Genomic DNA, 12006 nt, shown 5'->3' on the forward strand with positions numbered 1-12006 from the left:
GTTTCCTTATCCATCCTGTCCTCCTACGGTAGATCCAACAATCCCTCGGGCGGGGTCACAACAATGGCCTCATTGTCGATATCAACGATCGGCACAATGGCCTGGACAAATGGAATGAGGACCGTCCGTGGCGCACCATCGGACGCTGTATCAGCGGACTCTATCTCCACTTCCAGCAAGCGCTGGGCAGGGCCGCGCAACACATTCTTGACAATTCCGATGTCCTCGGGCTCTGGTTGAGCCCCCTCATAAGCCCGCGCGTGCGCTTCCTCCGCACTCACTGGGCCCACGGTGAGGACATGAAGCCCTTCCAACTCAAAGTCATAAAACTCGTCGCCGGAGTGGTCAATAACAGGCTCCGCAACGAAGCGCACTCCCCGCAAAGACTCGGCGGCATTCCGATCCGGAATTTCCTCAGCCTTCATGATGATTCTGCCTTGGTGCCCCCGAACCGACGCCACGGTCAAAGTAAAAGGCTCCTGAGATCCGCCATTCCGACGCTGGCGCCCACCTACAGGCATAGCCTTGACGACGCTTCCCACCGCGAAGCGCCCCTCGGGGTCATCCGTGGTTGGCTCGACGACGAATTCTCCCCGGACCCCATGCGGCTTAACGACGCGACCGATCTGTACGTAATTGGGATCGTCCGCGGAATTATCATGCTTGGTCACGACGTCATTATCACAAAATCATGGCCGCGGAGCGAATACGTTAACGAATCTCTATCCGAGTATCGCGGTCGAGACTGCGCAGAATCGTGCGAAGTGCCTCAGCGTGACGCCCTTTGCGCCCGATCACCATGGCGCGATCGTCGGGGTGGACGTAGACGATGAGCACGTGCTGCCGGCCCCGGTAAGTCGTCCGTACGGTCACGTCATCGGGGTGAGGAACAATGCCCCGGACAAGGTGGAGGACAATTTTTTCTTCCGACGACGTCACCTCTGATGTGGTGCGGCGGAGATCGGAGGGAGATGCATTCGTCATAGCTGCCACTATAGTTCCTACGACCCCGAGGAACCGGAGCAAAACAAAAACCGGTGCGCAGAGTCACTCTGCACACCGGGTAAGCACACGCTACACGTTATGAGGCACAGCCCCACAGAACGTGAAACTACTCAGCTGATTCTTCCTCAGCCTTGTCTTCGGCAGCTTCCTCAGCTTCCGCTTCTTTAGCCGCTGCTTCTTCAGCAGCCTTCTTCGCAGCCTTGCGCTTTTCGGTGATGGCTTCCAAGGTCGGGCCATTGTTCGCCTCAGCAAGAGCCTCGTTGAAGAGGTCCAGCTTGGATTTCTTCTCCGGCTGAGCCTTCAGCGTGCCCTCAGCACCGGGGAGACCCTTGAACTTCTGCCAGTCACCCGTGACCTTCAGCAGAGCGAGGACGGGCTCGGTCGGCTGAGCGCCAACGCCCAACCAGTACTGGACGCGGTCCGAATCGATGCGGATCACTGAAGGATCCGCCTTGGGCTCGTAGATGCCCAGGTTCTCGATAGCGCGACCCGAACGACGGGTACGGGAATCGGCAACGATAACACGGTAGTGCGGGGTACGGATTTTACCGAGCCGCTGCAGCTTAATTTTGACAGCCATATTCTTCTTTCTGTGGTCACCGGGCAGTGCAGACACTCCCTACCAGGAGGGAGCCGGTTCAGCCCTTGGATTTAACCTGCGCGTGACCACCGGTCGGCCGTGGCCGAGGACGGTGTTACGCAGGAACGCTACGCGCTGTCCCATCGGCACTACTCGCGGACGAGTACACCGAAACAGACAACTTTCCGAATGCTAGCAGATCACACCCGAATTACCGAAACACCGCGCGCTGTGTTTCATGTGGGGGTCATTCATCGGCGTGACTTATCAGCGCTACTTCTTCCGTCGGCCCTGAGAACCTTGCCCGAAGTCGAGGTTGTTGAGGTCGATATTTTCCATTCCCTTGGGCAGGTTCTGCTGCCCCATCCCGGGCATACCGGGCATTCCACCGCCCATGCCCATCTGTTGCTGAAGCTGCTGCAGCTGGTCCATGTTCGGCATTCCGCCCCCGCGCTGTGCCGCGGCACGGTTCTTATTCTTGTTCTTGCCCTTCTTCCCCTTCTTGCCCTTGCGGCCTTTCTTCTGCTTCTTTGTTGCGCTACCCCCGCCCATGCCAAAACGGCTGGTCATTTTGCTCATCATCTTCTTCGCCTCGAAGAAGCGCTCAACCAGCTGGTTAACATCCTGAACGGTCACACCAGAACCGGCAGCAATACGGCGGCGTCGCGATGCATTCAGTATCTTCGGATCATTGCGCTCAGCGGGAGTCATACCGCGAATAATGGCCTGGATGCGGTCGAGCTGCTTTTCGTCGACCATATCGGCCATTTTGGACATCTCGGAGCCACCCGGAAGCATCTTCAAAATGGCGCCCATCGGTCCCATGCGACGCACCATCAGCATCTGCTCAAGGAAGTCATCCAGGGTGAGTTCCCCAGAAAACATTTTCGACGCCGACCGCTCAGCTTCTTGCTGATTAATCTTCTGCTCAGCCTGCTCGATGAGCGTCAGGACATCGCCCATGCCCAGGATCCGGTTGGCCATCCGGTCCGGGTGGAAGACGTCGAAGTCATCAAGCTTTTCACCAGTGGAGACGTAGAGAATCGGCTTCCCCGTCACCTCACGGATGGAAAGGGCCGCACCACCTCGAGCGTCGCCATCGAGCTTGGTGAGAACGACGCCGGTGAAGTCAACGCCTTCTCGGAACGCATCGGCAGTATGAACCGCGTCCTGACCGATCATCGAGTCGATCACGAAGAGGACTTCGTCGGGGTTGGTGGCGTCGCGAATATCTCGCGCCTGCTTCATGAGGACTTCATCGATACCGAGCCGGCCGGCCGTATCGATGATGACAACGTCGTGTTTCGTGCGCTGCGCTTCCTCAATACCCGCGGTCGCAACACCGACAGGGTCACCATGCGACTGACCCATTTCATGCTCGACGGTGTCCGTCCGGGTCCCCGGATCCGGCGCGAAAGTTGGCACGTCAGCACGTTGACCGACGATTTCCAGCTGCTGGACAGCTCCCGGGCGCTGGAGGTCACACGCCACCAACATGGGCGTGTGCCCCTGCTTCTTCAGGTGGTGCGCTAATTTCCCCGCCAGCGTGGTTTTACCAGCACCCTGCAGACCGGCGAGCATGATCACCGTCGGGGGATTTTTAGCTAACTGCAGGCGCCGCGTCTCACCACCCAAAATGCCGATGAGCTCTTCATTGACGATCTTGACAACCTGTTGAGCAGGGTTAAGCGCCTCTGACACCTCAGCACCCGTAGCGCGCGCCTTGATGTTCTTAATGAAGGCGCGGACGACGGGAAGCGACACATCTGCTTCCAGTAAAGCTAAGCGGATCTCGCGCGCCGTGGCGTTAATATCTGATTCAGTCAGCCGGCCTTTACCGCGCAAACCTTTGAGCGCTCCGGTCAATCGGTCAGACAGTGACTCAAACACAGATTCTCCCCTGTTGGGTTGTCGGCATGAACTCCCCTAGCATACAAGCTCGAGGCTTGCAGTACGGAGCCCACTCGTATCGGATGGGTACTACCTACACACTCGGACCTATGAACGAGGCCCTATTTCTTGTTGTGAGCAAGGGTGGAAAAGGCCTGTTTAATGCAATCCACAAAAATAGGCATTGCCCCATAGTCCGGGTGAATTCCGTCGGATTGCAGGTCGCCCGTGTGCTTTGCTGCCACATCGGACCAGTCCGCCACAGTCACGTTCGGATATTTCGCCGCTATCTTCTGGTACTCATCCGTCACTTGCGGTTCCCAGCCAGCACCATACGTGTTGACCAGAACCACGGTCCGACCACGCTGAATCTCGTCGATTTCCTGCTCAACAGCCTGGGGATCGCGAACACCCCAGTTTGTTCCCAGCGCAATAACGACGGCGCGGCGGATCTTCCCCTGGCGCTCCATGTCTTGCATGATCGGAATAGCTTGCTCCCACGCACGCTCCGACTGCGCAACGATATCCACGCCCGGATAGTCCTTGACAATCTCCGGGGCCGTCGTGACCAGCATGGAATCACCGAACATCGTCGTGTCCTTGCCCTCCGGCGGGGTGTAGTCCACTGTGTCCGAGCGATCTGTCCCCTGCCCGCCCGTCGCGCCAGCACCATCTCCCGCAGAGGAACCGTCGCCAGTATTGACAAGGTGTTCGTTTTCGGTGATTTTCTGCTCGACGAGTGTTTTGTCCGGCGCAGTCGAGGCCACAGATACTGTGCATGCCGCGAGCGCGACGGGAACAATCAGGGTTGCCACAGCGGCCGGTGTTAAGCGAACACGCCGTGATTTCGTGGGTGCCCGACGTGACGACGTCCGACGACCGTCGTTGTGCGTATCCGGGCGTTTAACGAAGAGCCCGCAAAAAGCTGCCCACGCGCCACGGAACCCTAAACGCCTGATCGGAGTTTCCAGATAGCGCAGGGAAATCTCACACACGATGAACGTGACGACGACGGCACCCAACCGCACAGCCCACGACGCTGCGCTGTTGTCCGGTGTCGGGATGACGATTTGCGCGAGGATGATCAGCGGCCAGTGCCAGAGATAGACCGCGTAGGACCGATCGCCGAGCCACGACGCGGGGCCGGATGACATCAGCTGGACTAACCCACCACGTTTCACCAGGAAGCTGGCGATCATGATCGCGGTCAGGACGTTCGCCACGGCAATGCCGCCGTGGAACGCCTCAGTTGAACCGTCGCCAATGATGATCATGAGAACGATCAATCCGGCGCAGGAGAGCCAGCCGAGGATCGGCCCCACCGCAGACCAGAACCGTGTTGTGATGAAGCCGCCGTCGGCACGCGATGCCTCGAAGGCTAGGGCCGCGCCGATCATAAGCCCGAAGAGGTGCGTGTCTGTTCCGTAATACACGCGCGTCGATGAATCGGGGCTGAAGAGAACTGCCATGCCAACGGCGGACGCGGCGGCGACGATGAGCAGGGAGAATGAGACCCGACGTCGGGCAAACTGTCGTCGAGCTATCCAGACGAATACCCAGGGCCACAACAGATAGAACTGCTCTTCCACCGCCAGCGACCAGAAATTCATGAACAGCTGTGGGACGTTGCGGGTGAAGTAGGACGACCCGGCGGCGATTTCGACCCAGTTGTAGGAGAAGGTCAAGACCCCGATTATCTGCGGAGCAATGCGTACCAACAGGTCCTGGGCTTGTTCGGCCCAGCGCGTGCACAGCCAGGTCAGCGGGACCACGATGATAATGAGGCTGACCAGCGCCGGGATGAGCCTGCGTGCACGTCGAATCCAGAAATTAGCCAAATTCGAGTGACCTGTTTTGTGGCGTTCGCGGATTAAGAGCGTCGTGATCAAGAACCCTGATACGACGAAGAAGACGTCGACGCCCATGAACCCGCCGGGCAGCAGATCGGGATCGAGGTGGAAGAGGAGGACCGACAGAATTGCGATAGCACGGAGGCCATCCAGCCCCAAGATCCGGCCACCGGGAAGTGTGGGTGACACGCGGGTGGGCTGAGCTTTCGCGCGACGCCGGGTGCCCTGGTGTGAGCGTGGTGCGCGCGTGGGTTGCGGCGCGTGTGAGGGCCGCTGAGCTTGTGACGTCGGCCGGGCACGATGGCCGGCCGAGGTGGAAGCCCTGTCTACTCGGTTGTAGTGAGTTTCCCGGGTGGCGCCGGCAACGCGATCTGACGATGGTTCACGGGTGAGGAAATCTGCTTCGGGACGACGTCGGCGGGCCTCTGCCAGCGCTTCTGCCCGAATGGAATAAAAATTGTCGCTGGGTAAGCGGCGCCCGTTGCGGTCTAAACGTCCCCGCGTGTATCGCTGCGGGTACTCTGTCCCCCGGTTCTGACGGGGATATGACTGACGGGGTTGTGCAATGTGGGGAGGTCGTGCTTGTTGCTCACGAGAGTGACGACTGTGGGTCGTCGACGCGCTCTCCGGCCCCTGGTTGGTACGGCGATCATGACGACCATCGGAGGGCGACCATGTGACACGGGCCTCGCGCCCCGACTGTCGGCTATCACGACGGTGGTGTGCCACAAAAACCACCTTTCTGGAAAATCTCCACACAAAGCATAGCGGAAATAAAACTTTACTGGAGAAATGCTGAAAAAGCGTGACAACTATCGCGTGTCCATCACTAAAACTAATTATTTTAGGTAAATAACGTACCTGACTAGCAATGGCAATGACACAAAAATCGGAACAATCCCGCGATCGGACGGCGGCACAGACCCGGCTGCACGGTGCTTACTGATAACGATGCTCTACCGAGCCCACCGATCACGCCCTTTACCGTCGCGGGCAACCACTACCCCGCCCCGGGTTCCGATGCGTTAATCACCGAGGGCGTGCCTAATCCGCATGACCGCAGCGTCCTTCTCTTTACGAGTCAGCCCCGGCTTCACACCAAACTGATCGACGACCGTATCGGCAAACGTCGAGACCGTTGCCCAACGAAGCTCCGGAAGAGCACCAATCACCGCAGCCAACACACCTAAACGATCCCGGGCGCGAACCTCGAGAATATCGCCATTCCACACCAGTTCAGCATCATCTTTGGTGAAAGGAAGACGCGTTTGTCGGGACTTCTGTTGCGCATAAAGCGACTGAAGAACGGAGTTATCGGGCTTGCCCTCATGCACCGGATGCAGGGCAAACATCGCAACGGTCTGGGTCAGCCCCTTGTCGGTGGGCTCATCACACATAATTCGGGCCTGCAGGATGTGCCACTTGCGGTCGAGCATCAGGTTGATCACGCGCTGAAGCGCCGACGGGTCATCGTCGTCAAGGATTAAGCGCCAAAAGTGCTTGTCGTCCTGCATTTCGACCGGGGCAGAAGTCTCCTTCAGGTCAACGACGTCGGCCGCGAAGTCAGGGTGCTGCACGGGTGCAATCCGCATCTGCGACCGAGCCAAGCGGGCGAGGCGTCGGACAGAAGCGGCAGCTCGCGGGGTCCACACGGTGGGACCAGTCCCCTGGGCATCGCACGCGGTGAGCACCTCGAGAAGATCGAGAACCAATGGGATGCTATCGACGCAATCGACCAGCTCACGCGCGGTCTCCGGATCATTGGGATCCCGGTTCAGCGCAAGCCGCATGAGATCCGTGTGGTGGGCAACCAAGACTTCTAGCACGCGAGCATCAGCGGGATTGAGGCCCATGCGCCGGGCAGCATCTTTGACCATTCGAGCACCGACCACGCTGTGGTCCTCGGGCTGATCCTCGTCCCCCGTCTGCTTGCCCAGATCGTGATACAAAGCAGCAAGCAGGAGCAGATCGGGGCGGGGCACATGAATCGTGTTCTCCGCCGCTTGCTTCACCACCGCGAGCGCGTGCTTATCCAAGGTCAACACGTGGGTCCGTTCCCGCGGCATGACTCCACGAATACGGCGCCACCCTGGCACAATGGGCTCCCAAAGATCGTGCCGATCCATAGCCTCGACGACGTCATTCGTTCGATCCCCGCCCGCAAGGACCGCGCAAAAATCAGACAGTGCCGACGACGGCCAGGGCTCGGGCAACCGCGGGCAGGATTCCAGGCGCGTCCATACGGCTTCACCGACGGGGAGAACAGTTCGCGCGGCGGTAGCTGCGACGCGTAGAGGAAGGCCGGGATCATCCATCTTCACCGAGCGAGCTAAAGCGATCTGCCCATTATGATCCACCACGCCTTCGTCGAGAGGACGACGGATGGGGCGACGAAGGGCCGTGCGTGACGGTAGCGCCGCGCGTGCCGTCGAAAAGCCAATAGTCAATGCGGCGTCGATGTTTCGTGCCGCGGCGGCGACCTCTTCGGATAACGCGTAGCGGTCACCGCGCCCCATGGCGACGGCGATATCCGCGGCAAACTCGGGATCCAGAATGTCGCGAGCACGACGGACAGAATCATGCAACAGTGTGCGTACGTCTAATAACAGCTGGTAGTCCGTATCGGACACGGTGGCATTGGCCACTTGCGCGAGGGCGAGCGCTCGCAACAGCTGCGCGTCACGAAGCCCGCCGCGGCCGTGCTTGAGATCTGGCCGGGTCATCGCGACAACCGACCCGGAGCGGTGCCACCGCGAGGCTGCGGAGGCAACCAAAGAGTCGAAGCGTTGAGGGATGGAGGACCGCCAATCCGCCATGATTTTCGCCCTGGCGGAGCTGGCGAGTTCTTCGTCGCCGGTGACGAAACGAAGGTCCACTAACGAGAGTGCGGCGGTCATGTCCGCGGATGCCGTCGAGATCATGCCCGACACGGTCCGCACGGAATGATCGAGCGGAATGTTGCGATCCCACAGCGGGTACCAGACCGACTCCGCGACCGAGGCCACCACATCCGATTTGATGCCATCCGCGTGGAGCAGCGTCACATCGAGATCGGAATAGTGAGTCATTTCGCGACGGGCAAAAGACCCCGTTCCACACAGCGCGAAACCATCCGGCAAGTCGCACTGACTGAGCATCTCCTCATACGAGGCTGTGACTGCCTTGCGAACCGACGCCGGCGACGACGGAAGGCCGTCTGAATTACGCGCAGCTGAGTTATCCCCGGCCAATCGCTGTCCTCTACTTGTTACGCCCACTTGTTATACAGCGTCCTCACCGCGTTCCGCCGTCCGGACTCGCGCAACATCATCGACCGGTGTCACCCAAATCTTCCCGTCGCCGATCTTCCCGGTACGAGATGCGGAAATAATTGCTTCAATGACGTCGGAATACAAATCATCCGACACAACAACTTCGATCTTTATTTTTGACACGAAGTCAACGGCATATTCAGCCCCGCGATAAACCTCGGTATGCCCTTTTTGCTGCCCAAATCCTTGGACCTCGGTAACCGTCATGCCGCGCACGCCGACATTTTCCAAGGACTCCTTAATATCGGTGAGCGTAAAAGGCTTCACAATAGCGGTGACAAGCTTCACGATCATCTCCTCCTTATTCCTGCTCGGACTCTCTGTAGCTCTGGGTTAAATCTGTTTCTTGTGCCCATACACCGTACGCCATTCGCCGGATCAACAACGCCTATCGAATGTCCATCCCGACGAAGTCATACGCGGTCTCGCTGTGCATGGCGAAGTCAATTCCGCCTCGTTCAGCGGAATCGTCGATACGCCACCCCATCGCAGCAGAGAGAATCGTTCCGATGATTGTGGTGATGATCGCCGTGAACACCATCGCGACAACCGCGATAACCACCTGAATGATGAATAGTCGGAAGCCATCTGCACCGCCGCCGGTCAACAGCCCGGCGTGGTCTTTCGCTAGCAGACCGACGCCGATCGTTCCCCAAATACCCGACAGGAGGTGAACACCGACGACGTCTAAGGAATCGTCAAACTTGAGTTTGTACTTGAGGCCGACGCCGTAAGCTGACACCACGCCAGCGACAGCGCCGAGGATGATCGACGTCACAGGTGTCAAGTTTCCACACGCCGGGGTGATAGCAACCAGACCAGCAACGACGCCGGAAGCCGCACCCAAGGAGGTGGCGTGCCCGTCTCGTATGCGCTCGACGGCTAGCCAGGCCATCATGGCAGCGCAGGCCGCAACCGTCGTGTTGACCCAGGCCAGAGCAGCATTGCCGTCGGCGGCGAAGGCGGAACCGGCGTTAAAGCCGAACCAGCCGAACCACAGGAACGTCGTACCGATCATGGTGAGGGGAAGGTTGTGAGGGCGCTGAGGGGCTTTCAAGAAGTCACGCGATTTGCCGACGATGAGGGCCAAGACGAGGCCTGCAACACCGGCGTTGATGTGGACCACTGTTCCACCTGCGAAGTCGATAGGGGCGATTTTCGCGACTTTTTCGCCGTCGTCCATCGTCGTCCCGAATAACCATGCAGCAATGCTGTGTTCGGAATCGGACAGCAAGCCGCCGCCCCACACCATGTGGGCCAAGGGGAAGAACGCGAAAGTAACCCACAGCACCGAAAACACGAGCCAGGTGGAGAATTTCACACGGTTGGCAAGCGAACCAGAGATGAGCGCTACCGTGATCACCGCGAAGGTCAGCTGGAACGCGACGTCGATAATTTCGGGGTACCCATTGCTACCCGTGGGGAATGTTCCGTCGTCGGACGGGAGAATTCCTCGCAATCCGAAGTTGGTGAAGGGGTTGGCGAAGATGCCGCCGATGTCGCCGCTGGAATACGACATCGAGTATCCCCACAGCACATAAATAACTCCGATTGCCCCGAGAGCCCCGAATGACATCATCATCATGTTGAGGGTGGACTTTTGACGTGACATTCCGCCATAGAAAAAGGCGACGGCTGGCGTCATTAACAACACCAGGGACGCGCTAATGAGCATCCACGCGGAATTGCCAGCCGTCACACCATTCTCCGTTGCCGAAGCGGCAAGAACTACTTGGTCGACGAGCACACGAGACTCCTCTCGCAGGTCTCCGCGCAGGGGCTAGCAGCGCAAATGGGACATATTCTCGTGCGTCGGCGCCTCAAGCGGGAAGCCTGATTGTGGGCAGATAATTATTCGGGGCATTCACGCTCGGCACGTCGACAGTGATTGTGAGTTTTCACTCCACGGGCAAGGAGGTGATGCCTACAGGAAAAGCATGGTTATCTCGTGTTTCCGACGTCGCAGTATGACGTTTCATTCGTGTGAAATAAAACCCATATTGTTTCGCTTTTGTTACGAGGAAGATGTTCGCTGGAGTATGCAGTGGGGATTTTTCACGCAATACGACAGGGACGCGTTAGAACAGTGCGACGGAATAACAGTGCAGCGTGATTTCGGGGTTACGTGATGGCATACGCGAAAACCCCAGGTGATGAACCCGGGGTTACCTTTAGCGCGCCAGCTTGTTAGGGCTATAGCTTAGAGCCTGAAGCTTAGAGCCTGGCCGTAATTTGCTGCGCCATGTTATCTACACCTTGGTAGGTCATGTGCATGGACATTGCAGCGTTGTTGCCGTTGGTTTCAATCAGACCTGAAACCCAGTTTTCCCGACTGTGGGGCACACGTACTGTGCCCCACAGTCGATTCGGCCATATCAAGGTAAGTGCCACCGTTACGCTCTGCAGCCGACGACTGCTGGCGCTTAATAATGTTGAAAGCGTTCTGGAACCCGAAGCCAGGAGTGTTGAACGGGCGAGCATCGCCAGCTTGAATCCAGCACATCATATTCGGATCGTCAGGCGCAGTGAGCTGGGGGTAGGACAAGAAGATCAGCTTGGCGTTCGGAGCAGCTTCACGGATGCGATGCGCAGCCTTGTCCAGCTCGGCGCCAGCCTCAGCCTCGTGAGCAGGATCCTCAGGGGTGAAGCTCCACGCGTACCCGGTCTTATAGAAGTCATTGATACCGATCAGAATCGGAACAGCCTGGGTATTCGGGTTCAATGCTCCGCTATCGATCGCCTTGGTCACCAAGGTATCAAGACGGTTGGGGTTCAAGTTAGTTTGAGTCGGTGCAGCGGCCAACGTCGCGCCTGAACATGCGTAGTTCTCAACTTTTCGGCCCGAAATAGACTGCAGAACAGAGCCGACATCGTGCTGGTCGATGGGGCAGCCGGAAGCAGCTGAACCCGTGACAGGAGCGAACCGGGGAGCGACAGGAATAGCTGCTTGAATGTGGTCATTGAGGAGAGCCAGCTGGTTTGGGGTGGCCATGTACGAATCACCCAACAGCACGATATTGGAGTCTCCCTCAGCTTCGGCTGGGTGAGCAGCTACGGCTGCACCGGCACCAACAGCAAGAACACCGATGAGGGCAGAGAGCTTTTTAGCTAAGGACATTTCACTTCTCTTCTTTTTACGGGCGGGGGAGTTTCCATGTGCCAACGCAGTTCGCTACACGGCGGTGGAACTGGCCTAACACACAGAAAGGCGCCCTGGTTCAGGTGCCGCACTAGTCCGCACGGCCCACTACACAACGGCCTACAAAGTGTTTCGTTGGAACACGATATATTATTTCATCTGAAAAGCATAGGTTGCAGAATGAGCTTTTCACGCTGACCTATTCGGGTGCTGACGCGACCGGTAGACGCA

Annotated in this window: 9 protein-coding genes; all 9 read right to left on the reverse strand. The window is 58.3% G+C overall.

Annotated features, from left to right (window positions below; translation table 11 throughout):
• Positions 1-23 precede the first annotated feature (23 nt).
• Entirely contained in the window at positions 24-671 is a 648-nt protein-coding gene (locus CKROP_RS05830) for a ribosome maturation factor RimM (RefSeq protein ID WP_012731814.1), read from the reverse strand.
• Between the two features lie 40 nt (positions 672-711).
• Positions 712-984, reverse strand: coding sequence for a KH domain-containing protein (locus CKROP_RS05835; RefSeq protein ID WP_052292482.1), 273 nt, complete (start codon positions 982-984; stop codon positions 712-714).
• Between the two features lie 127 nt (positions 985-1111).
• Positions 1112-1585, reverse strand: a complete 474-nt coding sequence (gene rpsP, locus CKROP_RS05840; protein ID WP_012731816.1) for a 30S ribosomal protein S16 — start codon at positions 1583-1585, stop codon at positions 1112-1114.
• Positions 1586-1858: 273 nt separating this feature from the next.
• Positions 1859-3475 (reverse strand): signal recognition particle protein, encoded by a 1617-nt coding sequence (gene ffh / locus CKROP_RS05845; protein WP_012731817.1) that lies wholly within the window; start codon positions 3473-3475, stop codon positions 1859-1861.
• Between the two features lie 122 nt (positions 3476-3597).
• Positions 3598-6054 (reverse strand): acyltransferase family protein, encoded by a 2457-nt coding sequence (locus tag CKROP_RS05850; protein WP_012731818.1) that lies wholly within the window; start codon positions 6052-6054, stop codon positions 3598-3600.
• A 296-nt stretch (positions 6055-6350) separates the two neighbouring features.
• Complete coding sequence (locus tag CKROP_RS05855) at positions 6351-8555, reverse strand: [protein-PII] uridylyltransferase (protein ID WP_012731819.1); 2205 nt, start codon at positions 8553-8555, stop codon at positions 6351-6353.
• Positions 8556-8585: 30 nt separating this feature from the next.
• Positions 8586-8924, reverse strand: a complete 339-nt coding sequence (locus CKROP_RS05860; RefSeq protein ID WP_041629389.1) for a P-II family nitrogen regulator — start codon at positions 8922-8924, stop codon at positions 8586-8588.
• 100 nt (positions 8925-9024) lie between these two features.
• Positions 9025-10311 (reverse strand): ammonium transporter, encoded by a 1287-nt coding sequence (locus CKROP_RS05865; RefSeq protein ID WP_052292483.1) that lies wholly within the window; start codon positions 10309-10311, stop codon positions 9025-9027.
• Positions 10312-10938: 627 nt separating this feature from the next.
• Positions 10939-11754: a GDSL-type esterase/lipase family protein gene (locus CKROP_RS10720; RefSeq protein ID WP_012731822.1), complete on the reverse strand. Its 816-nt coding sequence runs from the start codon at positions 11752-11754 to the stop codon at positions 10939-10941.
• Positions 11755-12006: the final 252 nt, after the last annotated feature.

This window comes from Corynebacterium kroppenstedtii DSM 44385 (genome assembly GCF_000023145.1).
Taxonomy (GTDB): Bacteria; Actinomycetota; Actinomycetes; order Mycobacteriales; family Mycobacteriaceae; genus Corynebacterium; species Corynebacterium kroppenstedtii.

Coding starts and splice junctions, on each gene's coding strand:
- CKROP_RS05835 (WP_052292482.1), bottom strand. CDS start 984: ATGACGAATGCATCTCCCTCCGATCTCCGCCGCACCACATCAGAGGTG.
- CKROP_RS05865 (WP_052292483.1), bottom strand. CDS start 10,311: ATGCTCATTAGCGCGTCCCTGGTGTTGTTAATGACGCCAGCCGTCGCC.
- rpsP (WP_012731816.1), bottom strand. CDS start 1,585: ATGGCTGTCAAAATTAAGCTGCAGCGGCTCGGTAAAATCCGTACCCCG.
- CKROP_RS10720 (WP_012731822.1), bottom strand. CDS start 11,754: ATGTCCTTAGCTAAAAAGCTCTCTGCCCTCATCGGTGTTCTTGCTGTT.